Origin of the sequence: Pantoea jilinensis, assembly GCF_019104105.1 — a bacterium.
GTDB classification, from domain to species: domain Bacteria; phylum Pseudomonadota; class Gammaproteobacteria; order Enterobacterales; family Enterobacteriaceae; genus Pantoea; species Pantoea eucalypti.
Window position 1 is genome coordinate 611,388 of sequence record NZ_CP077746.1, and the last position, 23,726, is coordinate 635,113.

Sequence of the window (23,726 nt, forward strand, 5' to 3'; positions counted from 1 at the left end):
ACCCAGAAAACGGCAGTAAAACATTTCTCGTAAGGACTCTCTTTTGGCAGATAATTTAACGGACTCAATGGTGCGCGGCCTGAAAGCGCGCGACTCGGCTTATCAGGTATGGGACAAAAGTGGTGAGCGCGGAGCAGGGCGTCTGGGCGTTAAAGTTGAGCCATCCGGGCAGCGGGTTTTCTACTATCGCTACTACTGGGATGCTAAGCGCCATTTCATTCAGTTGGGTCGTTACCCTGAAATGTCGTTAGCTCAGGCTCGCCAGCTTGCGAAAGGTTATGCCGGTACGCTGAAGGAAGGAAAGAACCCTAAGGTCGAAAAGGCTGAACAGGAAATCGCGCTGGAAAAGCAAAAGCGTGCCGAACAGCTAAAGGGCAGCATCGAGCAGCTTATTCAGGGCTATACCAACAAAATGCGGGAAGATGGAAAGCGGACATGGCAGCAGGTGCTGTACCGTCTGGAAAAGGAAACCTATTCCTTCATCGCCAAAGATACGAAAGCTAACGAAGTCACACCGCTACATATCAAACAGATTTTGTCTGCCATCATTCAGCGCGGGGCGAGCGTTGAAGCGAATCGTGTGCGCTCTTATCTGATGGCGGCTTTCAACTACGGGCTCAAAGCGGACAACGATCCGGCCAACCACCAGCAGAACGTGATGTTTGGACTTGAGATGAACCCGGTGGGCGTCATCCCTAAGCAGTCGGCTGCAGAGAAAGCGGGAACCAACTGGCTGAAGTTGAATGAGCTGCAACAGCTAATGGGTGATTTTCCCAAAACGCCAAGCGTCGGCAGCACGGTGAGCTTGCTGCTTAATTTATGTGTTTACGCTGGTGGTCAGCGCCCACATGAACTGGCTTCCAGTCGGTGGGATGCCGTGAACTGGGAAGAGAAAACGCTGTTGATAGTTGCTGACGTCTCAAAGAACAAGCGCGACCATCTGGTGCCGTTAACGGATTCAGCTATAGAAATTCTGGAAAGGCTGAAGAGCGAGAACGTTAATGATAGCCCGTATATCTTCTCGCAGCGGTTGGATGCAGGTAAGCATCTACGAACTGACAGCTTTGCGCAGGCAATCATCTATTATCGCGAGCATTTTTCTGACAATCCGGTGTTTGTTGCGAGGGATTTGCGGCGGACCTGCAAAACGCTGATGGGCGAAATAGGTCTCTCGAAAGAGTTACGTGACCGTATTCAAAACCATGCATTACAGGATGTCAGCTCGAAGCATTATGACCGTTATGATTATCTTGTAGAGAAAAGAAGGGCATTAGAACAGTGGGAAAACAGGGTCAATCATATTGAACAGGCCACCAGCAATGTCGTAAATTTATTCCAGAGAGGATGAGAATTGGCTAGATATGGTCTGGATTATTTGGAGAGCATACGCTAGTCAGGTTCATCGGATAGCATATTGTTGAATAGACTGGGTATTATCGATGAAGCCGAGTTTGATGTGTTATCAGTTCACGCAGATACTGGCTTACAGTCTTTTTGACGGGCATAAAGCGTTTTGAAGGCTATTCAGGCCGAAATCATCGACAGCTATATGCCGATGATACAGCTTGTTGACGATATTTTGCCGAATTAGCGAGCTAAGCCTATAGCTTTTGCTCAATTTTCTGCACAGCTACACCCGTTTCAATAGCCGTTGAGCTAGCAGCGGAGCGGCAAATTTGTTGTTTGGTGATTTTGGCGCTGGTGGCTCGACTTTGCATTGTGAGGTCCTCATTGTGCTTATCGGGTTTGTAGTGGGTGGGAGATGAGCTTACAAGATGGTTTATCAGAGGGTGTTTGCCGGGAGGTAGCCCACCATTGAGGTGGGCTAATCTGCTTAATCCTGGTACTTGGCTCTTGCTCTCACTTCCTGCTTTGCATTTGGCCTGCAGAATCAGCAGGTTCTGACCGCCATTGAGCAATCCATCCTATCCCGTCAGTGGGTTGCTGTAGCAGGCAACCGCCAGGACCGTACTTAAAAGGAATCACTATGTTTCCCTCTTCCCTGCCCGCTCCGCGACTGCCCTCTGAAAAGTCGACATCGCGCATGGCCGTCCGGGTGACATGCTCTACGAACGCCAGCTGAATTCGCCCCCCGAACGCTACCCGGCATGGGAGAGCACCCCTGCGTCTTTCAGGCTGAAGGGAGGAATGCAGGCGCTGACGGCGGCACTCAAAAGTCAGATCCCTGCTCAGAAGATTAAAACCGGCCATCAGGTGGTGGCGGTTTCCCGGGCTGGCAAAGAAGTGCAGGTCCATACTAGGGCCGAAGGCAGTAAAAAAACCGTGTTTAACGGTGAGCATGTCTTCCTCGCTCTGCCTCCTGCCCTGGCAGCTAAAATAGAATTCAGACCGGCGATGCCGGAACAGGTGCTGTCAGGCTGGCGGAAAACCCCGATATGGATGGCCCCTCATGCGAAATATGTCGCTGTATATAAAACGGACTTATTGCATGCACGACAGCTTTCAGGGCATGCAGGGAGCCGCGTGGGGCCAATGGCTGAGATCCACGACGTGTCCGAGCCAGACTCGGGTAAAACGGTGATATTTGGTTTTATTGGCGTACCGGCAAAATCGAGATGGACTGTCAGCGAAGCTGCTCTCAAAAACCTTTGCCGGGAGCAGCTCGTACGCTTATTTGGCCAGGATGCGGCAGAGCCCGAAGCTGAGTATATAAAAGACTGAGCGGCGGATCCGTTTACTGCAACGGACTTTGATCTTCTGCAGGACGCCGGACACGTGATGCCTGAGCAACTTCCCGCCGGTGAAGAATGGTCTGGTGAGATAACGGGTATTGCCAGTGAATGGTCGCCGCAGTTTTCAGGCTATCTGGCAGGCGCCATTGAGTCTGCATCAATGGGGATTCAGCGCTGGCTACAACAGAATTAATCCTGTGAGAATGGTTCGCGGCCTTTCGAGCCAGAAATAGTGTGTTAAAAACATAATGATCCCGCTGGCGTTAAAAGGAGCTGGCTTCTGGAACGTCCGCTTCTGGCGCAAAGCTGACTGATGCCTAGGCCAATGTCCGCTATTAGCGAAAAGCGGTCATTCCAAAACTTAACTGAAAGAAACTCTTCTCATCAAGATTTGGCGCTTTTACCGCGCTGGGTACAACCTCTCAAACACGATATTCCAATGGAATATTTCAGTATTAATGCTTATTATCTTACTAGCAACTTCCAAAATAGAATTTTAAAACTGCTTTAAAACCAATAGGTTAAACAAAAAAACTTATACTTGAGATTTTTTTCAGAGCTGGAACTGCTTCTCGGTAGTTAAGTATGGCCACCCCTTGCCAAAGGTTAATTTAATGGATAAAAAACAAATAACACCAGAAGTTGAAAAGTTAGGGCTCTTCCTAAAGGAATTTAATCAAGAATCTGATCGTGGGGCTGCTCTTCTTGCTGCCTCAATGTTGGATGAAAGTCTACAGGAAATAATTGAAAGCTGTCTAATTTCTAACAGCTCAGCTAAGCAGCTAATTTCTGGTTTCAACGCTCCATTAGGAACATTTTCGGCACGAATTAAAGCGGCACATGCATTAGGGTTAATAATGGATCATGAATTCAATGAAATTAATTTGATTAGGAAGATTAGAAATGAGTTTGGACATGGATGGATGGATGTTTCTTTTGAAAGCCAAAACATAAAAAATTCATTGGATAAGTTACCTTGGCTTGGCCCAAATGATGTTATGCAAAGCCCAAAATCTAAGTTTTCATTTGCAGTATGCATAATTTTAATGGATTTGCTATATAGGGCTAGATTAGTAAAAAAGGATAGGGTAGTAATGAAAGTGTGGCAGCACAGATCTAGAGGCTAATGTGAAGCATGATGATTTATAAATATAGAGCGATAAATCAAAGAACACTAGAGTTACTAATCAACAGGAAAATCTACTTTTCACCTCCTGCTGATTTAAACGATCCTCTAGACTGTTCTATTGATATAGAATCAGAATACCAAAAGGTTGTTGAAAAATACAATAGGCATCTGAGCGAAGAGTTCAATAGAAAAGCCTTTTTATTACATATACTTAATGATCACTATAAGGACAATGAAGGCAACAATCTAAAATTAAACGTATTACTGGGTGAATTTATCCAAAGTCTTGGAGTTTTCTCTGCGTCAAAAAATGAACGAGACGCACTTCTCTGGTCACATTATGGTGATTCTCACAAAGGAATTTGCTTAGGGTTTGAAGAATCATTGATGCTAGACGAAAATGTGTTTAGATCAGGTGATATAAAATATAGAGATACTCCAGTTTATCAAGAGATATTCGAGGATCTTATTGATGAGTTAGGGACTTTTGTTCAACCTTGGAATCTGAACTCGAGTTTTCCTGCCGAAACGGGGGATAAGTTCTACACAAAGCAAATTCGTGTTTTAATGGAAGGTAACTTACTAATTAAGTCATCCAAATGGGAATATGAAGAAGAGCATCGTCTTGTTAGAAATAAACATGGGCTTTTTTCTTTTTGTCCGCAAGCCTTGCAGGAAGTGATTTTTGGAGTCAGAACACCCCAAAGTGACAAAGAAACAATAAAAAATATTTTATCTTTTCCAGAATATCAACATGTAAAAATGAAAAATGCGGTGAATCGACCTGGTAGTTTCGATTTTGCAATAGAGCCGTAATTACTTTGTGCTCGCTTACATTATATTTAATATCCCGCTGGGAAGATCTTTTCGCGGTGGAACAACTGATACATGGGCACTTATAAAGGGAGAGGCTTTCTTGATTTTTCAACTCATCATTGCTTTTAGGACGTCCGCTTCTGGCACAAAGCGGACAGTTGTTGTTCAGTATCCGCTATGAGCGAGAAGCGGACATCACGATTCATTCACCTTTTGCAAAAAGGAAAATTTTCTGTTTATGACATCAGGTCTTTCAGCGATGACTTTAAAGCATCAAGGAAGACAGTAACGCGGCTCGGTAGATAGCGCTTTGTGGGAAATAATGCCCATATCGCCAGCATGTGAGGCTCTACATCAATAAGAGGTATTTCAACGAGTTCTCCGGCTGCAAGTTCAGAGTGAACATCTGCTTTTGTTAATTGAGCCAAACCCGCACCGGCCTTACACATGCTTCGGACACCTTCAACATTGTTGCAAATTAACCGTGGCTCAAATAGATGGCTGAGTTGATTTCCATTCTTTGCAAACGTCCACTGAGACACCATTGTTGTTCTCAAACATTGGTGATTACTCAGTTCTGCAAGACTGCCGGGTCTGCCGTATCGTGACAGATAAGCCGGTGAAGCACAGAGAACCCGGGGATTGCTACTGAGTCTGTGTGCAATCAGATTTGAATCACTGAGGGGGGCGACCCTGATGGCCACATCGTATCCCTGACCCACGATATCCATCACATCATCGCTGAGGTTGAGATCGATTTTTATTTTAGGATTTTGTTCCATGAGATCAGGCAGCAGGGGAAGTATGTAACGTCGGCCGATACCGGAAGGAGCCGTAATTTTCAGCAGTCCTGAGGCCCCGCCAGCGTCCTCGCTGAATATAATCCGCGCGCCCTGCTCTGCTTCCATCATGGTTCTGGCATAAGGAAGAAATTCTTCGCCCTCACTGGTCAGCGAGACGGCGCGGGTCGTACGCTGAAATAAACGCACACCTAAATCCTTTTCCAGTTGAGCGAGATGTCGCGACACGCTCATTGCACTCATATCAAGCCTGCGGGCGGCCTTAGAAAGATTGCAGGTTTCCGCAAGAATGGTGAACAGTTCGACATCGCGCAAATTCATTTTATCGACTTCCGTTATACAGTGATGCATTTTCTACCAGTATTACATTCATAATAACGGGATTATAATTATTTTTATTATAATTGTTATCGGAGAGTCATCGTGTATCACGCATCTTTATATCAAGCCAAATCCATTAACAGTATCCTATTCCGTAATCGAATTATGGTTGCCCCTATGACGCGTATCTCCGCGTCTGAAACTGGCGTGCCGGGTGAAAAAATGCAGGACTATTACTCCCGCTTTGCCCGTGGGGGTTTCGGTGCCATCATCAGTGAAGGTATCTATATTGACCAAGCGTGGTCACAGACCTATGCGTTTCAGCCGGGCATTGTGAATGAAGAACAGATCTCAGGCTGGAAAGTTATCGTCGAAAATGCTCATCAGAACGGTGCATGCGTTATAGCTCAGCTTATTCATGCCGGGGCACTGTCTCAGAAAAATATCTATCGGCCGGACTCTGCCGGTCCTTCTGCTGTAAAGCCTAAAGGTAAGCAGCTTGAGTTCTATCATGGTTGCGGAGAGTACTGCACACCCCAGGCGCTTAGTGAAGAGCAGATCAGCGACGTCATCTCCAGTTTTGCTGAAAGCGCAGAGCGGGCCGTCGGTGACGCAAAATTTGACGGGGTGGAGATCCATGCGGCTAACGGGTACCTGCTTGACCAGTTCCTGACAGACTATACAAACCAGCGTACAGATAAATGGGGCGGTTCACTGGAAAACAGGCTGGCCATTACGCTGGAAGTTATCCGCGCAGTGCGTCGCAGAATTGGCGCAGACAAGGTTCTGGGCGTCAGAATTTCACAGGGAAAAGTGAACGATTTCCATCATAAATGGAAAGAAGGTGAAGAAGGCGCCAGGACAATTTTTGGTCTGCTCGCAGATGCCGGCGTGGACTATATCCATGTTACCGAATACAAATCCTGGCTCCCTGCATTCGAGAACGGCGATAAGAGCCTGGTTGAGCTTGCCCGTGAGGCCGCTCCGGAGACAATTATCATTGCTAACGGTGGGCTGGATGACGGTGAAACGGCAGAAAAACTGCTGGGTATGGGGGCTGACTTTGTTTCCATTGGTAAAGCTGCGCTAGCCAATTCTGACTGGCCACGTAGGGTCGGTGGCGGTCTGCCACTCCACGAGCTGCCTCAAGACATTCTCTCTCCGGTTGCGGACATCAAGGAAAAAGAGCGCTTTTAATTGTTATCACCAGTAGTTCTGAAACCGAGGAGTTAAAATGACTGATAACACGAAAAAAACGATCAGGATCTTATTTCCGCAGTGGCAGGGTGGCAATCAGGAGCTTTACGGGTTTGGTGCCCGACTTCTGCACTGGCTTTCCCCGGAAACATGCTCCCCTTTGTACACTATCAACGTACCGGAATTCAACCCGGACTCACCTGAGCCTGAAGATGGGCTTCTTTATCGCCGGCAGTTACTCAGCCAGCATGATGAGGCCTGGGCGGTACTGGAAAAAGAAGATCCAGATCATATCGTGGTATTTGGCGGTGACTGCCTTGTGGACCAGGCCCCTTTTGCCTGGATGAACCACAAACACAATGGCGAGATGGGTGTACTGTGGATTGATTCACACCCTGATGTGAAGACTCCGCGCGATTTTACAAACGGCCATACTATGGTACTGGGCAATCTTTTGGGCGGCGGTGATCCGGAGTTTGCTTCTAAAGTACAGACCCCGGTAGAACCCTCACGCGTCATGTATGCCGGCCTGATTAAAGAGGGGCTGACAGAACAGGAAATGGCCGTTATCAGCGAGCTGGGTCTGCAGGTAGCCCGACCGGAAGAGCTTTATGAAAGCAGTGGCAGGATCACCCGCTGGATAAAAGAACAGAACATCCGCAAACTTGCCGTGCATCTGGACCTGGACGTCCTCAATCCGGACGTTTTCCGTTCGCTGCTGTTTGCGGAGCCTGAACCTGAGTTTGACTGGCAGGCGGTGTACCCGGTAGGAAAACTAAATCTTGCTCAGACGCTTAAGATCATCCGTGATGTCTCTGCTGAAACAGAAATTGTGATTATAGGTATTACCGAACATCTGCCGTGGGATGCCTGGAATCTAAAAGAGTTTCTTAAAAAACTCCCTATTATGAATGAGTAAGTCCCAGGACTGATGTTTTCATCATGTTCAACTTCAGGATGGGCGAGCTGCTGACACTAAACATCAGGATCAAAAGAACCTTAACTCTCATCACCAGTGATGTCCGCTTCTGGCACAAAGCGGACATGAATCATGTATAAAACTCGTTAAGAGAGAAATTGATATTAACAATCTTTCCTACCTCTTATGAGGTAATTAATAACATCAGCATGGGCTAATTACTGGGTGACAGGTTAGACCTTGTTGCAATTCAACCTAAACATTCACTTTCTTACGCCTGCTATAAAGTTAATGAACAGTTAACCGATAATGATGATTAAGATGCTTTCAATCTGCATTATTTTTGTTCTTATAATAATTAATTCAGCAGGATGTAAAAATGAATAATATTCTTAACAATATTAATCTTACCGCTAAGTTTGCAATTCTGGGCTTGTTTTGCCTTGTTCTTTTTTCAGTTCCTACCGTGCTTTTTGTGTCAGAAGGTAATAAATATATTCAGGACAAGCAGAAAGAAGTAACAGGAGTGCCTGCTGAAAACAAAATCCTTGCCCTGTTGAATCTGATACAGCGCCATCGCGCTGAAACAGCCCTCGCTATTGCGCAAAAAAATCCTGCCACCTCATCGCGTCTAAGTGTTAGAGATGACATTGTTACTATCACCGATGTCATCAAGAAAGAGATGGCGCAGACAGAAGGCAGTGCGGGTTTAATCGATAAAATTAATGGGGTGCGTGCACAGTGGGACGCGCTGCAGCAGGACATTGATGCTTCGAAACTGGATCAAACGGCCAGCCTTGACGCACATGCGCAACTCATCCGCAAACTTCTTAACACAAACCGCGACGTGCTGGATTTTTACGGTCTGTCGCTTGATTCAGATATCAGTACGTACCGCCTGATTACCAGCAATTTCTCATCATTGCCTGAGCTTACCGAAAGTCTGGGTAAAATTCGTGCGTTCGGGACTTCACTGCTTGCAAGGAAAGAAGCCGTTAGTGAGGCTGACTCTGTCCGTATGGAATCATTAATCAGCACGGGTGCCTATAATCTGGATATGTTTGCTCAGGACTCAGAGAAGCTTTTTTCGTCTGATACAGGGCTGAAGCAGAAATTCAGTGCCGATGCCGACGGGGCCGTACAGGAAGCCCAAAATGCCCTGAAAACTGCAGGTGAGTTATTTATTAGCCGCAGTATGACGAATCAGAGTCCTCAGGACTATGCCGCACTTTTTACCAGCGCGATTAACAGATTCAGCACCTACGCGATTGCGGGCGGTAATGAACTGAATGACATGCTGAACCAGCAGATTACGGACCACCGGCATGCACAGTATGGTTTGCTGAGCGTTCTTCTCTTTATGGTCCTGCTTTCTGTCGTTTTCGCATTGATTATTATCCGTTCTGTAACACGACCTATCGGTGCCGCGTCCAAGCTTGCGCTTGAAGTGGCAGAAGGCGATCTGACCGCATCTTTTTCCGTGACAGGACGCAATGAAACAGCCGGTCTGCTTAAGGCATTACTGCAGATGAGTCAGCGCCTGACGGTGACGGTAGAAAACATTAAAAGTAATGCTGTCACCATTGCCACCTCATCTGAGGAGATTGCCCGCGGTAACGGCGATCTTTCTGCGAGGACGGAAGAACAGGCTGCATCGCTGGCTGAAACAGCCGCCAGTATGGAACAACTCTCTTCGATCATCGGCAACAATGCTGAAAACACCCGCCATGCTGCAGAAATGGCCAGCTCGGCTACCAGCGCGGCATTGCGTGGCGGTCAGGCAATGGAATCAGTGCTGGGTTCCATGGAGAAAATCAGCAGCAGTGCAGGGCAGATTAAGGAAATCATTTCTGTCATTGATGGGATTGCGTTTCAGACGAATATTCTCGCGTTAAACGCGGCTGTTGAAGCTGCCCGGGCCGGTGAGCACGGTAAGGGCTTTGCGGTTGTTGCGGCGGAAGTCAGATCGCTGGCACAGCGCTCGGCTGGCGCGGCGAAAGAAATTAAAGGACTGATCGAACAGTCTGTGGAGAATGCTGAGCAGGGCATTTCGATGGCCCGGGATGCAGGTGAAAAAGTGAAGGAGAGTATGGATGCGATTGAACAGACAGCACAGCTGGTGAGAGAGATTTCATCTTCTTCAGAAGAGCAGAGTGCAGGCGTATCGCAGATAAATATTGCCGTTACTCAGATGGATCAGGTCACACAGCAGAATGCCGTGCTCGTTGAAGAGTCAGCATCGTCTGCTGATGAACTTGCAAGTCGAGCCGCTAATCTGAGGGACGCGGTTAGCGTGTTCCGCACAAACGCTGGTTAAAATTTCTGTTAAGTGCTTTTTATATGTCTGTAAACGGCGTGCTGCCAGGCGCATTTCTTAGGCCTGTCATCTCAGTAACAGTATTCCATAAGCCATCCTACGGGATGGCTTAATTCCTTCCTTACGTAACGTTGGCACAAAGCGGACATACGTGCTGCAAGGTCCGCTATGAGCGAGAAGCGGACGTTGTTAATAGCATTCTGTGTGAATCAACAGGGAGCAGGTCTGGGGTGCCAAGTTTTTTGTTAAAGCTTAACAAGCGACTATTTTAAAATCACTAATGACGAAGCCTGCTGAGATGGGCCCAGTACATATCGGCCACTTGGTCGATTCTTTCTCGCGTCGTTGTTTTAATTTACCGCTTACGCTTGCGACTGATTCTTAATTAAGATAGTTAATGTTGTGTCATAGGTGAGCGGTTCTACCGCTCAGTGACAGGAGAATGTCTGACGGGATTGCCAGGCGTCTTCCTCGCAACGTCGAAAACTATATATCAGCACAATACGCTACCACCGCGTTTCGCACCTGTCCTCCTCCTCGGGGGATAGGTGTTTTTTATACTTACTACTTGAAAGTTAGCAACGTCAGCTTTTGGCACAAAGCGGACTTCCAACCGGCTACACCTTCTGAGAGCGCATACTGGAAATTTGCAAGGAATCACTGACATCATAATGTTTTAATCAAAGGGAACCGGTCAGTGATCTTCGCCTGGGCTTTTTCCAAATCAGCAGCTTACTGCCTTATGCAGACACATAGTCGCGTGGAAAGCCGGGCATTTCATCATCAAGCACCTGCAGTGCTAACTGCCGCTCATTTCCAGAGCGGCTCACTAAGTTAAAACACAAGGTGTATCTCTTTCTCACTCAAGTCAAGACATGCTTGTTTTATATACAAAAGCTGATTGTAGGTTTTCAAATTCTGATCATTGCGTTGTTTACCGTTTGGCGCTTTTGATCATTATCCAGTGATCAGAATTCATGATCATATTCTTCAGCGACTGCCTTGAACAATCACATCCAGGGTTTAATCAACATTGGGTCAAAAAGCTCAATGGGAAAGTTAAACAGATACTGGCGGGCAGTGGTGACGTTCAAACCGTAGAAATCCGCATATTCTCTGACGTTACAGTGCCTCAGCCACGCATCACTGTAGTAATTATCAAAATGCTTCGACCAGAAATCACTCATTGGCTGTCGCGACAACTGACGATGCGCTGTACGTTGGGGAAGCTGATGCTCAGAAACGTATTCCTGTACCGTGAGTCGCTGTTGCTGGTGGAACTGCCGGCGATGATAAACCCAAAACAGCACGCGGATTGCTGCACCTCCACATTTATGCAGATTGTTGTACATCAATCGCTTAGGAAGCTTATGCGCTTGTGCATATTGTTTCTGCGTTACGCCATTCAATATCGCTTCACGACGATAATTTTGTTTGTGATATGCCCACTGGGTACGCCACGTATCGCTCCAGAAGTTGTAATCCTTGTAATGCACGTCGCACTCTATGGCAGGCAACAGGAAAAGCTCAAACAACTCATCAAGTGTTTCAGGAAAAGCATGTATATGTTGCTTTCTTTGCAGACGTTGTTCATCAGTCAGCGGCACAATTTCATAACCGGTTAGCCAATCAATGCAGCCTACATAAGTCTTCGTCTTACGATTAAGTGAGTGGGGCACTGAAATTTTAGCTTTTCTGCTTGTTTTGTTTTCCATCGTTATCAACTTTCAAAGTATTTACAGCCAGCACGCTAACAACCATGGATTAACCAGATTAGCCGGATAGTTACATAAATAGCGGCTTGCTGTAGACGGGTTAAGGTAGTACCAGCGGCAATACTGTGAAACGCTAATATTGCATGGCCAGTAATAGCGGTAGTAGCGCTCAAAATGACGGTGCCAGTGAGGTTTCAGTTTAGTGCCAGCCACGACGCTATTACCGTCAGGCAGGCGACCTTTAAGCTTGCTAAAACGCTGTAGCGCTCGTCTGAGCGCCTTCATTGGCAGTAAGGCACCCTCATCCAATCGTTGGCTATCTTTCAGAGGCAGTGTCGCAGGCTTACCAGCAGAAGGCTCTGCGGGAGTGAAAAGAGAATCCAGCTTTCCGGGAAGAGGGCAATGCGCTTGTGCCCGATCAAAATGGGCAATTTGAGTACGTAATTGCGCAGTTTTAGTGTGTTTGGCTTTTTTTAAAAACGGGTAATGCCGGGTGCCGGAACGCGCAATGTCTTTAGCAATTTCTTCTTTAGAGTGTCGCTTAGCAAAGTAACTCACCCGCAGTAGCAACGCGGCCATAGCCTCAGTGTCGTCCTTTCGAATTAAGTAGTAACCATGCTTTGGAAACCAGACCGTTCCGCCCGTTGCTATTTTCCAGCAGCTCTCCACCAGCTTGTTAATTTTAAGAGGATGACGCACGCAGTTGCCATCAACCATCAGCAGGTAATGATAATGCTGTGCTGGTGCCTGATTCTGTTCTCTGACCCAAAACACCCGAGCAAAGCTTTTGGGATACTCTTTCCTTAGAGCAGGAATCAATAGCTGATGAAAGCGGGTAATAACGCGGTTGTCAGCCGTGTATTGAGGCAGATGAAAATCATAACGGATTGCCAGAAAGCGAGAGCAACTGGCATAAGCTCTATCAACTGCCTTGAACAAAGAATTCATGATCTTCACATCCTGCTGACTCTCTTCAGGCATGACTGGCCAGAGAACATCGTCATACAGAAACTCGCCTTTAGCCCGGATATCCGGATAAACCGTACCGCGCGTAATATTATTAATTACCGGTTCCTGATTGGCTGAATCCAGACTGCCAGTTTTACTGTTTATCATAGGGTTACGGCTGTATCAGAATCACAGATTGATAACGATTTGATGCGCTCATTGTTTCAAATGGTTGCATCAGCACATAAAAAGAAAGGCTGGAAATTCCAGCCCTGCTTAGAGGTTTAGCAGCAGTTATCGAGCCACTGTTCATATTGCGTGACTGTCCAGCCCATGGTTCTTCCGGCGCGTTTTTTTGGCGCAGGGAATTCACCACTGTTTGCCCAGCGGTAAAGAGTAGTACGACTGCAATTCAAAAGAGCCATCATTTCATGAATGCGGATCAGGCGTTGGGGGCCGGGGAGGTGGCTGACAGTTGTTGATAAAGAATTGATGTGTTTCATGTTTAATCTCTCGGTAGCGAATCAATATGAAACGTATCTTAAAAACCGAGAGTGCTTGTGTCGTGGTTACCCTGGAAAGATACCCTGGATACCCTTGCTAACTTTTTGAAATTTGCTTATTTTTTGTTTCGGGCTGCTCTTTGATTTTTTTTGACGTCATGAATGTCGGTTTCTGTGCGAGTTAGCCAGCCCATTGCTTCACGCAACATCTTTAGGCACTTATCATCACTTATGGGCAATTTTTGCTCATAGGACCAAAATAGCTTCGCTCTCTGCACAACGAGCTCCAATAATTCGGTAGCAATAGGCAGCGCGCCTTTCGAAGAAATTATTCGGCCTTTGTCATATAAGCTTGCTATCACGGCTATAAAAAATTCTTCACGCTTCTGCGCATATAATTCACCACCCTCTACTGGAACCGCTAATCTTTGATTGAGATAGGCTATTTGTTTTTTCAGCTCGTCATTTTCTGCCTGTAACTCTTTGACAGTATCGGGTTCTATCAATTCATTTGGCGAGATAGTGTTAAGGTCAATTTCCAGAACTGAAGTAATTTCACTGCGTAGAAAACCACAATCAGCCAACTTATCACTATTCATGACGTCATCACTGACTGCCCGCAGTGCCGCCTCGGCATTAGGATAATAGTCAGGAGCACCGATGTTTGGCGCGCCATGTTTATCCAAAAGCTGGTATGGGGCAACGGGTGAAGTGTCATACCAGCTTTCATATCTAAACCAGTACAGCGAAGGCTGATGCTCTGAACGTCGATACTTTTTCAACGCTAAAAGACACAGGGCGTTGTAGCTCTGATCTGGATAACGCTTTTTGATCTGTTCAAAAAGCGTTTTAACACTGATAAAGCGCTCTGCATCCGACTGGCGCGAGAGCTGTTCATTGCGCAATTGCTGAATGGAATCGTCGAAACTCATGGCTTGTTTTTGTCCTGCAATCCTGGGATAGTTCAGGTAAGGCTGTTTTAATGATTGAGCGCGAACGGCTGTCAGGCTTTTGAAGATAGGAAATCAGGTTTCTGGCGACCGGCCAACCAGACATTTAAACCCACACTACTTACGTCACCCAGCCATTCACTTACGTCACCCACTACATCACCTGATTCGCGCCCAAAGAAAAAGGAGTCAGACGATTTCTCATCTAACTCCTTGTTTTATTTGGTGGCCCCTGCTGGGTTTGAACCAGCGACCAAGCGATTATGAGTCGCCTGCTCTAACCACTGAGCTAAGGGGCCAGCGGAGCGGGGATTATAAAGTATCTCTTCAGGACGATCCAGCACTCAGCTACCGGTTGCTGAAATAAGCAGCAGCGATTTACCTGCTGATTTATATAACAAAACTGGCAACGCCTGGCGCAGTAGTCGCAAATCGGCACGGATAATGCTTCCCCGTGCCTTAAGTAAAACCCGATGTCAGGTGCTATGGCAGATGACTGACTCAGCTTTGACGGTAGCGGGATGCTGATCGATTCCTTGAAAGATGGGGAACCATCGCGCCACGCGCCTGATCGTAGTCGTGCCACATCTGCAGATCTTCCAGCGCCGGAATAGTTACCGTCTCCTTGCTGTCGAGTCCGGCCAGCGCGGCGTCCACCATCTCATCAACGTCCATCAGCATTTCAGCCGGGATTTCATTAATAGACTGGCCTGCGCGATCAAAAATCTCTGTACGGGTTGCGCCGGGTAACACCGCCTGTACCTGCACACCGCTCTCCGCAAGTTCACGCTGCATGGCGCGCGTCAGGGTCAGCACATAAGACTTAGTGGCGTTATAGGCGCCATTGAACATCTCATGCACCAGCGACAGCACCGAGGCGATATTGATAATAGTGCCGTGACCGCGTGCTTTAAATGCCCGGCCAGCCGCCTGTGCCAGACGCGTCGGTGCCAGAATATTTAACGCCAGCATGCTGTTGATGCGTGTGATGTCCGCCTCCAGAAACTCGCTTTCGACACCCATGCCTGCGTTGTTCAGCAGCAGCGTAATCTGAGCGTTATTTGACAGCTCCGACTCCACGCGCTGCAGGTCCTGCTCATGCGTTAAGTCAGCCTTCATCACGGTTACCCGGATATCGTGCTGCTGCGTCAGCGTATCAGCCAGTGCGGTGAGTCGTGCCTGATCCCGTGCGACCAGGATGAGGTCATAACCGCGTGCTGCCAGTCGTTTTGCATAGGTCGCGCCGATACCACTTGATGCGCCGGTAATTAATGCTGTGCCTGATTGTGACATGTTTGCTTCCTCGTATGATGGTCGTCATAATGGTTATCAATATGACGACCATCATATTATTCGTCAAGCTGGAATATGATGAGTGTAATAATTACTATAATAGCCAGAAGCCATGCAGTTAAAACCGCAGGAGATGAGATGGAGAAGCAGAGCAGCAAGATGCAGACCCGCCAGCGTATCCTTGATGAGGCGGCGCGTGTGATGCGTGAAACCGGCACTGAAGGGATTGGAGTGGCGGCGCTGATGAAGCGGGTTGGCCTGACACATGGCGGCTTCTATGCACATTTTGCGTCACGCGAGGAGCTGGTTGAGGAGGTGCTGAAACATATGTTTGCTGAATCTGATACCTTCAGGCCTGCTAAATCCGTGACCCAGCCAGCAACGCAGCTGGCTGATTTTATTGATAGCTACCTTTCCGAGGCGCATCGCAATGCACCGGCTCAGGGCTGTCCGCTGGCGGCACTGGTGAGCGAAGTGGCCCATCTTCCACAGCCGACACGGCAGATCTTCGCCCAGGGCTTCAATACGATGCATGCCGGTCTGGTGCAGATACTGCGTGAGCTGAGATTGCCGGATGTGGAAGCGCTGGCCTCCAGCATGCTGGCAGAGATGGTGGGCGTACTGGCGCTGGCACGGGCCTGTCCGGATGCTGAGCGGGCCAGTCAGATGCTGCAACGCAGTCGCGACGCGCTTAAGCAGCGTACGCTGGAGGTGGCGGCATGAGTGAGCATGCTATCCGCGACATTATCAGCTCCGATCTTGATGTGCTGTTCTGCGGCATCAACCCAGGTCAGTCAACGGCCCATCAGGGATTTCACTTTGCGCATCCCGGAAACCGGTTCTGGAAGGTTATTCATCTGGCGGGATTCACCCGGCAGCAGCTGAAGCCGGAAGAGGAGCAGCGCCTGACGGAAACTGGCTGCGGTATCACCATGCTGGTTGAGCGGCCAACTGTGCAGGCAAATGAGCTGGCGCCTGATGAGCTGCGGGATGGCGGTAAACGCCTGATGGAGAAGGTACTGGATTATCAACCCGCCGCGCTGGCCATTCTGGGTAAGGATGCATTCCGTCGTGCTTTTAAACAGAGCAAAGTCGAATGGGGCAAACAGCCGATATGTATGGGGAAAACCCAGGTGTGGGTATTGCCGAATCCCAGCGGACTGAATCGTGCATCACTGGACGAGATGGTCGGGGCGTATCGTCAGCTCTGGCTGGAAATGCATCCGGAGAGTCACTGACGTCGGGCAGGGCAGGGGAGTGGCGCGAACAGGCAGGCATAAAAAACCCCGGCGAACCGGGGTTTTGTCGGACTTAATCGTCGAGGAAGCTACGCAGCACTTCCGAACGGCTCGGATGGCGCAGTTTACGCAGGGCTTTCGCTTCAATCTGACGAATACGCTCACGCGTCACGTCGAACTGTTTGCCCACTTCTTCCAGCGTATGGTCCGTGTTCATATCAATACCGAAACGCATGCGCAGTACTTTCGCTTCGCGCGCGGTCAGGCCAGCCAGCACGTCATGGGTGGCAGAACGCAGACTCTCTGACGTAGCAGAATCCAGCGGCAGCTCCAGCGTGGTGTCTTCGATAAAATCGCCCAGATGTGAATCTTCATCATCACCAATCGGCGTCTCCATAGAGATCGGCTCTTTAGCGATTTTCAGCACTTTGCGGATTTTATCTTCTGGCATCAGCATACGCTCAGCCAGCTCTTCCGGCGTTGGTTCGCGGCCCATCTCCTGCAGCATCTGGCGCGAAATACGGTTGAGCTTGTTGATTGTCTCAATCATATGCACCGGAATACGGATGGTACGCGCCTGGTCGGCGATAGAGCGGGTGATAGCCTGACGGATCCACCAGGTCGCATAAGTCGAGAACTTGTAACCACGGCGATATTCAAACTTATCTACCGCTTTCATCAGGCCGATATTACCTTCCTGAATCAGGTCGAGGAACTGCAGACCACGGTTGGTATATTTCTTCGCAATCGAAATAACCAGACGCAGGTTAGCTTCCACCATCTCTTTCTTAGCGCGACGCGCTTTGGCTTCACCGATCGACATGCGACGGTTAATGTCTTTAACCTGTTCAATGGTCAGGCCGGTCTCTTCTTCAACCTGTGCCAGTTTCTGCAGGGAACGCATCACGTCATCCTGCACTTCCAACAGCTTTTCAGACCACGGCTTGTTCATCGCCAGAGCGGCTTTGAACCAGCTTTCGTTGGTTTCGTTGCCGGTAAACAGCGTGATGAAGTTCTTCTTCGGCATTTTGCACAGCTCAATACAGAGCTTCATGATCAGGCGTTCCTGAGTACGGACACGTTCCATCATGGTGCGCATGCTGCCTACCAGGTAGTCGAACTGCTTCGGTACCAGGCGGAACTGTTTGAAGACGTCAGAGAGGTTCTGGATTTCGGCAACGGCAGCAGCATGACTGCGACCTTTGCTCTTAATCACGCTGCGGGTCGCTTCATACTGCTTACGCAGATCAGAAAACTTCTCGCGCGCCAGTTCCGGGTCGATTGAGTTATCGTCGTCGGAGCTGTCGTCATCCTCTTCATCTTCTTCTTCATCGTCGTTACGATCGGCTTCAGAGAGTTCAGAGCCCACGTGCGTTGCCGTTGGGGCAATATCTTCTTCTGCGTTAGGATCGACGAAACCGGTGATCAGGTCGGAGAGGCGTGATTCGCCTGCTTCAACTTTGTCATACTGATCCAGAAGATAAGTAATGGCTTCAGGGTATTCGGCGACTGAACACTGAACCTGGTTGATACCGTCTTCAATACGCTTAGCGATGTCGATTTCGCCTTCGCGCGTCAGCAGTTCAACGGTACCCATTTCACGCATATACATGCGAACCGGGTCGGTAGTGCGCCCGATTTCAGATTCAACGCTGGATAACACCTGAGCGGCAGCTTCTGCGGCATCTTCATCAGTATCGGAGCTGTTTTCGTTCAGCATCAGATCGTCAGCATCCGGGGCTTCTTCAACCACCTGAATACCCATGTCGTTAATCATCTGGATGATGTCTTCGATCTGATCTGAGTCGACGATATCTTCCGGCAGATGGTCATTGACCTCAGCATAGGTCAGATAGCCTTGCTCCTTACCACGGGTGACAAGAAGCTTGAGCTGTGACTGCGGGTTTTGCTCCATAAGACGGTATCCACACTTCTGTTAAATTAGATTGGTGTCGGTCGGCAGCGCGCCAACAATAAGCAGTGAAGGCGTTTAGTTCTTGCCGCTGCCTTCGTCGCGGCGTGGGCTTTGCCCATCAGTAATCGGCACTTAAGCCGCTTGTTAACTCTGTGCTAAGGGCCTGGCTTACTTGCCATTCTGCTTCCCGGCAGTGCTCGCTCTCCTCACGTACTTCAGTACGCTCCGGGAGCTGTGCGCTGGCGGTAACCAGACTGGCAGCGACGCCTGCGGCCTTTAAAATTTGTGCTAAGGGCCTGGCTTACTCGCCGACCCCTAAAATTCGTGTGGCTGCCCTTTGATCGTTCAAGCGGGCAGCATGCTGAAAACGGTTATTTTCTGGCAAACGCCTGACTGAGTGTCCAGAATTCACGGCGCTCATCGGCGCTGAGTCCCTGAGTGCGCTCACGCGCAATCAAAAACTCCAGGCGCTCTTCAAGCGCTGCATCATAGATGCTGGCCAGCGAGTCCTGAAACACCGCTTCGGCTTCTTCATCTACTATCATGTGGTTCCAGATCGCCAGTGTTTCAAGCGTCTGACTAAAATTTGTTCCGCGATATAACTCTAGTAGCTGACCGGTGGTCAATCCAGGATTCTCATTACAACGGCCCACTAATTCAATAAATAGCGGTAAACCCGGCATTTTTGACTCAGACAGCCCATCCAGAGAAGGCACCATCGTGGCCAGTTGCGGGTTCTGAATCAGTAACGCAATCAGTACACGCATGGTGGTACGCTTCAACGGAGGCGCAACCGGTGCGGTTCCGCTTGCGGCCTGCTTCGGCATCAGCTTTTCAAGCTGATTATCGTCAAGAATACCCAGTTTATTCCCCAGCTCCTGACGCATATAAATACGTAAGGTCTCACCGGGGATCTGCGTTATCAGCGGTAAAGCCAATGTGCTCAGGCGCGCTTTTCCATCGCGTGAGCTCAGATCCACCTGCGGCAGCAGGCTATCAAATAAAAACGAAGAGAGCGGCATCGCCTGCTCCATCCTCGCTTCGAAGGCGACTTTACCCTCTTTACGAACCAGCGTATCCGGATCTTCACCATCGGGTAAAAACATAAAGCGTAGCTGACGACCATCATTCATGTAAGGCAATGCGGTCTCGAGCGCACGCCAGGCCGCTTCACGACCCGCTCTGTCGCCGTCGTAACAGCAGATCACGGTGTCGGTACTGCGAAACAGCAACTGAATATGTTCAGCAGTGGTTGAGGTGCCTAATGACGCAACGGCATAATCGATGCCGTACTGCGCCAGCGCAACCACGTCCATGTATCCCTCGACCACTAACAGGCGGGCGGGTTCAGGATGGTTCTTAACGGCTTCATACAGGCCATAGAGCTGACGGCCTTTATGAAAAATGGGTGTTTCCGGTGAGTTGAGATACTTCGGCGTATCGTTACCCAGCACGCGTCCGCCAAAACCAATGACGCGTCCACGCTTATCGCGGATCGGAAACATGACGCGGTCGCGAAACCGGTCATAGGTACGGCCTTTGTCATTGCTGACCAGCATGCCCGCTTCCATCAATGACTCGCGGTCTTCCGATTGCTTGCCAAAACGTTTGAGAACGTTGCCCCAGCCGGCTGGCGCATAACCTATAGCGAAATGATTGATGATGTCGGCGCTCAGACCACGACGATCAAGATAGTCGCGTGCTGGCTGCGCACTGGATTGCTGCAGGCCCTGCTGATAAAAACCGTTCAGGTTCTCCATCAGCTGATACAGGCTCTGGCGCTGATGGCGTTCCATCTGGCTGGGCCCGCTGCCTGCTTCGTAAGGCACGTCTAAACCGTGGGAAGTGGCCAGCTCTTCAATACTTTCAACGAACTCCAGACGATCAAAGTTCATTAAAAAGTCGATAGCATTGCCGTGTGCACCACAGCCGAAACAGTGATAGAACTGTTTTTCGCCGTTTACGGTGAAAGAGGGCGTTTTTTCATTATGGAAAGGACAGCACGCATGGAAATTCTTACCCTGCTTTTTCAGCTTAACGCGGGCATCGATAAGATCCACGATATCCGTGCGGGCAAGTAAATCGTTGATAAATACGCGTGGAATTCGTCCAGCCATACGCCCCAGATTTTCAGCTCATAAACGGCAACAAGCCGCGCTTCCTTTCGGAAAGCACGGCCTTTTACTTGACTCTGTCTGCGTGAATCACGCGGTGGAGGCGAACCTCCGGAACGACTTAGTACAGACGAGTGCGGCGTGCGTTTTCGCGAGCCAGTTTCTTGGCGTGACGCTTAACTGCTGACGCTTTAGCGCGCTTACGTTCGGTAGTCGGTTTTTCATAGAACTCACGACGACGAACTTCAGCCAGAACGCCTGCTTTCTCGCATGAACGCTTGAAGCGACGCAGTGCTACGTCAAATGGCTCGTTTTCACGTACTTTAATTACCGGCATGTAACTCTCACCTCGATAAAATTCGGTTTTTGCTGCTGACTGCGGCGCCAGCACATTTCAAAATGGTGCAGCATTTTACTCCAACTCGCGTTGGTTTGTAAAGCACCAAGGATAATTTGAAACCAACAGGAGCGTTTGCCTGTGCGGCTGCCGGTTTTTCCAGGGGCGGGAGTATAGCGCACTCTTTAGCCGACAGAAAATGACTTTTTACGCCGGATGTCCGCGCTGCACATCCTATTGCTGTGATAAACTGCGCGCCGCAAGAATGAGGTGATGCAATGCGAATTCTGGGTATTGAAACGTCGTGCGATGAAACTGGCATCGCTATTTATGATGACGAGGCTGGATTACTGGCTAACCAGCTCTACAGCCAGGTAAAACTGCACGCCGATTATGGCGGTGTGGTGCCGGAACTGGCCTCACGTGATCACGTGCGTAAAACCGTGCCGCTGATTCAGGCCGCACTGAAAGAGGCCGGTCTGGCGCCGCAGCAGATTGATGCCGTAGCCTACACAGCGGGTCCCGGACTGGTTGGTGCGCTGCTGGTCGGTGCCACCATTGGTCGCGCCCTGGCATTTGCGTGGAAAGTGCCTGCGGTGCCGGTCCATCATATGGAAGGCCATCTGCTGGCGCCGATGCTGGAAGAGAATCCACCGGAATTTCCGTTTGTCGCCCTTCTGGTCTCGGGCGGACATACTCAGCTGATTAGCGTTACCGGCGTCGGTGAATATGTGCTGCTCGGTGAATCGATCGATGATGCCGCGGGTGAAGCCTTTGATAAGACGGCGAAGCTGCTCGGTCTGGATTATCCGGGTGGGCCAATGCTGTCGAAAATGGCGCAGCAGGGCACAGCGGGACGCTTTACCTTCCCGCGTCCGATGACTGACCGTCCGGGCCTGGATTTCAGCTTCTCCGGCCTCAAAACCTTTGCTGCGAATACCATTCGCGCCAATCCTGACGATGATCAAACCCGTGCTGATATCGCCCGTGCGTTTGAAGATGCAGTCGTCGATACGCTGTCGATCAAATGCAAGCGTGCACTGGATGAGACAGGCTTTAAGCGTCTGGTGATTGCAGGCGGTGTCAGCGCTAACCGCACACTGCGCGAGCAGATGGCGATCATGATGCAAAAGCGCGGCGGAGAGGTGTTCTACGCCCGTCCTGAGTTCTGTACCGATAACGGTGCGATGATCGCGTATGCGGGCATGGTGCGGTTAAAAGGCGGCACCCGAGGCGAGTTGAGCGTCAGCGTGCGACCGCGCTGGCCGCTGGCGGAACTGCCCGCCATCTGATGTGAAAAAAGCCGGCTTGCCGGCTTTTTTTATGGTTGAGATTTCTTTTTGCGCTTCCAGATCTTGCCTTCCTGACCCCGCCACAGCCGCTGAATATTGTCGTGATGACGCAGCAGGATAAGGCAGGAGAGCATGGAGACCGGGAACGTGAACTGCGGTTTGAACCACCAGACATAAAAGGGTGCGATCAGGGCGCTGACGATGGCACCCAGCGAGGAATAGCCGCTGAGTAAGACAGTTAACAGCCAGGTCCCGGTAACCAACCCGGTTAAGTCCCAGCCAATTGGCGCTATCGCGCCGAATGCGGTTGCCACGCCTTTGCCGCCGCGAAAGTGAAAGAACACCGGGTAGATATGACCCAGACAGGCCGCAATGGCGGTCAGGCCGAGATAAAGCGGCGTGACGTGCATCAGATAGGCCAGCCAGACCGGCACCATCCCTTTCAGCACATCAAACACTAATACGGTTGCTGCGGCGGCTTTGCCGCCCAGACGCAGTACGTTGGTCGCACCGGGATTCCCGGAACCGTGTGTGCGCGGATCGGGCAGGCCAGCGAGTTTGCAAACCAGAATCGCACTGGAAATCGAGCCGCAAAGATACGCGAAAATAATCATACCAAGCGCGAAAGCACTCATAACACCGTACCGTTCCCTTTAGGGTCGTTTTGATCTCATCAACCGTGGATAATACGCATAATCCGCCGGAAGTGGTATCCGGCTTAGCCAAAAACAGAGACCCTCATCATGGATATCGTATTTATTGAACAACTCACGGTGTTCACCACCATTGGCGTTTACGACTGGGAACAGGGCATACAGCAGAAGCTGGTGCTCGATGTCGAAATGGCCTGGGATAACCGTCTGGCGGCCAGCAGCGACGATGTGAAAGATTGCCTGAGCTATGCGGATGTCTCATCGGCGATCCTGACGCATCTGAACGGGGGGCGTTTTGCCCTGGTTGAGCGGGTTGCTGAAGAAATTGCGGATCTGTTGATGAACCGTTTCAGTTCGCCTGGCGTGCGTATAAAGGTAAGCAAACCGGGGGCTGTAGCCCAGGCGGCGCAGGTTGGCGTGCGAATTGAGCGCGGGACTATTCCTAAATAAATACGATGTGATTGCCATCACAATGAAACCAAACCAAATTACTGTCTGTCATAGCGTGTGCCGTTTCGTTACAGCAGGCGAAACGGTGTAGACCTTAAGGTTTAATTCAGGCTTATAGCGGCATAA

General features: G+C 49.5%; 22 protein-coding genes and 1 tRNA gene. 12 read left to right on the forward strand and 11 right to left on the reverse strand.

Translation table 11 applies throughout. The features are described from left to right. Window positions 1-43 precede the first annotated feature (43 nt). From KTJ90_RS02950 to KTJ90_RS02970, 5 genes are all read left to right on the forward strand, one after another. Window positions 44-1,348: a tyrosine-type recombinase/integrase gene (locus tag KTJ90_RS02950; RefSeq protein ID WP_105100044.1), complete on the forward strand. Its 1,305-nt coding sequence runs from the start codon at window positions 44-46 to the stop codon at window positions 1,346-1,348. 713 nt (window positions 1,349-2,061) lie between these two features. Next, a complete protein-coding gene (locus tag KTJ90_RS02955) occupies window positions 2,062-2,682 on the forward strand; it encodes an FAD-dependent oxidoreductase (protein ID WP_231001656.1) in 621 nt (206 codons plus the stop codon). 57 nt (window positions 2,683-2,739) lie between these two features. Continuing rightward, complete coding sequence (locus KTJ90_RS02960; RefSeq protein WP_231001657.1) at window positions 2,740-2,886, forward strand: hypothetical protein; 147 nt, start codon at window positions 2,740-2,742, stop codon at window positions 2,884-2,886. A gap of 421 nt (window positions 2,887-3,307) precedes the next feature. Beyond that, complete coding sequence (locus KTJ90_RS02965; RefSeq protein WP_499025919.1) at window positions 3,308-3,820, forward strand: MltR family transcriptional regulator; 513 nt, start codon at window positions 3,308-3,310, stop codon at window positions 3,818-3,820. Window positions 3,821-3,828: 8 nt separating this feature from the next. Then, window positions 3,829-4,638, forward strand: coding sequence for a DUF2971 domain-containing protein (locus KTJ90_RS02970; RefSeq protein WP_499025920.1), 810 nt, complete (start codon window positions 3,829-3,831; stop codon window positions 4,636-4,638). Window positions 4,639-4,874: 236 nt separating this feature from the next. Here KTJ90_RS02970 and KTJ90_RS02975 read toward each other — a convergent pair whose 3' ends face one another. Then, window positions 4,875-5,759: a LysR family transcriptional regulator gene (locus tag KTJ90_RS02975; protein ID WP_039661691.1), complete on the reverse strand. Its 885-nt coding sequence runs from the start codon at window positions 5,757-5,759 to the stop codon at window positions 4,875-4,877. A 102-nt stretch (window positions 5,760-5,861) separates the two neighbouring features. On the opposite strand from KTJ90_RS02975, the gene KTJ90_RS02980 reads away from it, so the two are divergent. From KTJ90_RS02980 to KTJ90_RS02990, 3 genes are all read left to right on the forward strand, one after another. After that, on the forward strand, window positions 5,862-6,956 hold the full coding sequence (locus tag KTJ90_RS02980) for an NADH:flavin oxidoreductase (RefSeq protein ID WP_499025921.1): 1,095 nt from the start codon (window positions 5,862-5,864) through the stop codon (window positions 6,954-6,956). A gap of 37 nt (window positions 6,957-6,993) precedes the next feature. Next, on the forward strand, window positions 6,994-7,875 hold the full coding sequence (locus KTJ90_RS02985; protein ID WP_499025922.1) for an arginase family protein: 882 nt from the start codon (window positions 6,994-6,996) through the stop codon (window positions 7,873-7,875). Window positions 7,876-8,254: 379 nt separating this feature from the next. Beyond that, a complete protein-coding gene (locus KTJ90_RS02990) occupies window positions 8,255-10,192 on the forward strand; it encodes a methyl-accepting chemotaxis protein (RefSeq protein WP_105100191.1) in 1,938 nt (645 codons plus the stop codon). Window positions 10,193-11,202: 1,010 nt separating this feature from the next. Here KTJ90_RS02990 and KTJ90_RS02995 read toward each other — a convergent pair. The 6 genes from KTJ90_RS02995 to KTJ90_RS03020 form a co-directional block, all read right to left on the reverse strand. After that, window positions 11,203-11,907, reverse strand: a complete 705-nt coding sequence (locus tag KTJ90_RS02995) for a hypothetical protein (protein WP_146257628.1) — start codon at window positions 11,905-11,907, stop codon at window positions 11,203-11,205. Window positions 11,908-11,928: 21 nt separating this feature from the next. Next, window positions 11,929-13,023 (reverse strand): YagK/YfjJ domain-containing protein, encoded by a 1,095-nt coding sequence (locus KTJ90_RS03000; protein ID WP_105099918.1) that lies wholly within the window; start codon window positions 13,021-13,023, stop codon window positions 11,929-11,931. Between the two features lie 116 nt (window positions 13,024-13,139). Then, window positions 13,140-13,358 carry a helix-turn-helix transcriptional regulator gene (locus KTJ90_RS03005; protein ID WP_071591677.1) on the reverse strand — a complete coding sequence of 73 codons (219 nt, stop codon included), beginning with the start codon at window positions 13,356-13,358 and terminating at the stop codon, window positions 13,140-13,142. 116 nt (window positions 13,359-13,474) lie between these two features. Continuing rightward, window positions 13,475-14,290, reverse strand: coding sequence for a hypothetical protein (locus KTJ90_RS03010; RefSeq protein WP_105099917.1), 816 nt, complete (start codon window positions 14,288-14,290; stop codon window positions 13,475-13,477). Window positions 14,291-14,531: 241 nt separating this feature from the next. Then, window positions 14,532-14,607, reverse strand: a tRNA-Ile gene (locus tag KTJ90_RS03015). Window positions 14,608-14,809: 202 nt separating this feature from the next. Next, on the reverse strand, window positions 14,810-15,601 hold the full coding sequence (locus tag KTJ90_RS03020) for an SDR family NAD(P)-dependent oxidoreductase (protein WP_499025923.1): 792 nt from the start codon (window positions 15,599-15,601) through the stop codon (window positions 14,810-14,812). 138 nt (window positions 15,602-15,739) lie between these two features. Here KTJ90_RS03020 and KTJ90_RS03025 point away from each other — a divergent pair, with 138 nt between their 5' ends. Next, window positions 15,740-16,324, forward strand: a complete 585-nt coding sequence (locus KTJ90_RS03025; protein ID WP_499025924.1) for a TetR/AcrR family transcriptional regulator — start codon at window positions 15,740-15,742, stop codon at window positions 16,322-16,324. Further along, complete coding sequence (mug, locus tag KTJ90_RS03030; RefSeq protein ID WP_499025925.1) at window positions 16,321-16,839, forward strand: uracil-DNA glycosylase family protein; 519 nt, start codon at window positions 16,321-16,323, stop codon at window positions 16,837-16,839. The genes KTJ90_RS03025 and mug overlap by 4 nt, the downstream gene beginning before the upstream one ends. Before the next feature lie 73 nt (window positions 16,840-16,912). On the opposite strand, the gene rpoD is transcribed toward mug, so the two are convergent. The 3 genes from rpoD to rpsU all read right to left on the reverse strand — a co-directional run bounded on the left by rpoD (window position 16,913) and on the right by rpsU (window position 21,205). Next, on the reverse strand, window positions 16,913-18,754 hold the full coding sequence (rpoD, locus tag KTJ90_RS03035) for an RNA polymerase sigma factor RpoD (RefSeq protein WP_003848431.1): 1,842 nt from the start codon (window positions 18,752-18,754) through the stop codon (window positions 16,913-16,915). 371 nt (window positions 18,755-19,125) lie between these two features. Next, window positions 19,126-20,871 carry a DNA primase gene (gene dnaG, locus KTJ90_RS03040; protein WP_499025926.1) on the reverse strand — a complete coding sequence of 582 codons (1,746 nt, stop codon included), beginning with the start codon at window positions 20,869-20,871 and terminating at the stop codon, window positions 19,126-19,128. 118 nt (window positions 20,872-20,989) lie between these two features. After that, a complete protein-coding gene (gene rpsU, locus KTJ90_RS03045) occupies window positions 20,990-21,205 on the reverse strand; it encodes a 30S ribosomal protein S21 (RefSeq protein WP_001144069.1) in 216 nt (71 codons plus the stop codon). Window positions 21,206-21,483: 278 nt separating this feature from the next. On the opposite strand from rpsU, the gene tsaD reads away from it, so the two are divergent. Then, on the forward strand, window positions 21,484-22,497 hold the full coding sequence (gene tsaD / locus KTJ90_RS03050; protein ID WP_003848434.1) for a tRNA (adenosine(37)-N6)-threonylcarbamoyltransferase complex transferase subunit TsaD: 1,014 nt from the start codon (window positions 21,484-21,486) through the stop codon (window positions 22,495-22,497). Between the two features lie 29 nt (window positions 22,498-22,526). On the opposite strand, the gene plsY is transcribed toward tsaD, so the two are convergent. Then, window positions 22,527-23,132 (reverse strand): glycerol-3-phosphate 1-O-acyltransferase PlsY, encoded by a 606-nt coding sequence (gene plsY, locus KTJ90_RS03055; protein WP_003848436.1) that lies wholly within the window; start codon window positions 23,130-23,132, stop codon window positions 22,527-22,529. A 108-nt stretch (window positions 23,133-23,240) separates the two neighbouring features. Between plsY and folB the strand changes: the two genes are divergently transcribed. Next, window positions 23,241-23,600: a bifunctional dihydroneopterin aldolase/7,8-dihydroneopterin epimerase gene (gene folB, locus KTJ90_RS03060; RefSeq protein ID WP_003848437.1), complete on the forward strand. Its 360-nt coding sequence runs from the start codon at window positions 23,241-23,243 to the stop codon at window positions 23,598-23,600. Window positions 23,601-23,726 lie beyond the last annotated feature (126 nt).

Bases quoted from the DNA above. Each gene is read 5' to 3' on its own strand.
- KTJ90_RS02955 (WP_231001656.1), top strand. From the start codon at position 2,062: ATGCTCTACGAACGCCAGCTGAATTCGCCCCCCGAACGCTACCCGGCA.
- KTJ90_RS02960 (WP_231001657.1), top strand. From the start codon at position 2,740: ATGCCTGAGCAACTTCCCGCCGGTGAAGAATGGTCTGGTGAGATAACG.
- KTJ90_RS02965 (WP_499025919.1), top strand. From the start codon at position 3,308: ATGGATAAAAAACAAATAACACCAGAAGTTGAAAAGTTAGGGCTCTTC.
- KTJ90_RS02970 (WP_499025920.1), top strand. From the start codon at position 3,829: ATGATGATTTATAAATATAGAGCGATAAATCAAAGAACACTAGAGTTA.
- KTJ90_RS02975 (WP_039661691.1), bottom strand. From the start codon at position 5,759: ATGAATTTGCGCGATGTCGAACTGTTCACCATTCTTGCGGAAACCTGC.
- KTJ90_RS02985 (WP_499025922.1), top strand. From the start codon at position 6,994: ATGACTGATAACACGAAAAAAACGATCAGGATCTTATTTCCGCAGTGG.
- KTJ90_RS02990 (WP_105100191.1), top strand. From the start codon at position 8,255: ATGAATAATATTCTTAACAATATTAATCTTACCGCTAAGTTTGCAATT.
- KTJ90_RS02995 (WP_146257628.1), bottom strand. From the start codon at position 11,907: ATGGAAAACAAAACAAGCAGAAAAGCTAAAATTTCAGTGCCCCACTCA.
- KTJ90_RS03000 (WP_105099918.1), bottom strand. From the start codon at position 13,023: ATGATAAACAGTAAAACTGGCAGTCTGGATTCAGCCAATCAGGAACCG.
- KTJ90_RS03005 (WP_071591677.1), bottom strand. From the start codon at position 13,358: ATGAAACACATCAATTCTTTATCAACAACTGTCAGCCACCTCCCCGGC.
- KTJ90_RS03010 (WP_105099917.1), bottom strand. From the start codon at position 14,290: ATGAGTTTCGACGATTCCATTCAGCAATTGCGCAATGAACAGCTCTCG.
- KTJ90_RS03020 (WP_499025923.1), bottom strand. From the start codon at position 15,601: ATGTCACAATCAGGCACAGCATTAATTACCGGCGCATCAAGTGGTATC.
- KTJ90_RS03025 (WP_499025924.1), top strand. From the start codon at position 15,740: ATGGAGAAGCAGAGCAGCAAGATGCAGACCCGCCAGCGTATCCTTGAT.
- mug (WP_499025925.1), top strand. From the start codon at position 16,321: ATGAGTGAGCATGCTATCCGCGACATTATCAGCTCCGATCTTGATGTG.
- rpoD (WP_003848431.1), bottom strand. From the start codon at position 18,754: ATGGAGCAAAACCCGCAGTCACAGCTCAAGCTTCTTGTCACCCGTGGT.
- dnaG (WP_499025926.1), bottom strand. From the start codon at position 20,871: ATGGCTGGACGAATTCCACGCGTATTTATCAACGATTTACTTGCCCGC.
- rpsU (WP_001144069.1), bottom strand. From the start codon at position 21,205: ATGCCGGTAATTAAAGTACGTGAAAACGAGCCATTTGACGTAGCACTG.
- tsaD (WP_003848434.1), top strand. From the start codon at position 21,484: ATGCGAATTCTGGGTATTGAAACGTCGTGCGATGAAACTGGCATCGCT.
- plsY (WP_003848436.1), bottom strand. From the start codon at position 23,132: ATGAGTGCTTTCGCGCTTGGTATGATTATTTTCGCGTATCTTTGCGGC.
- folB (WP_003848437.1), top strand. From the start codon at position 23,241: ATGGATATCGTATTTATTGAACAACTCACGGTGTTCACCACCATTGGC.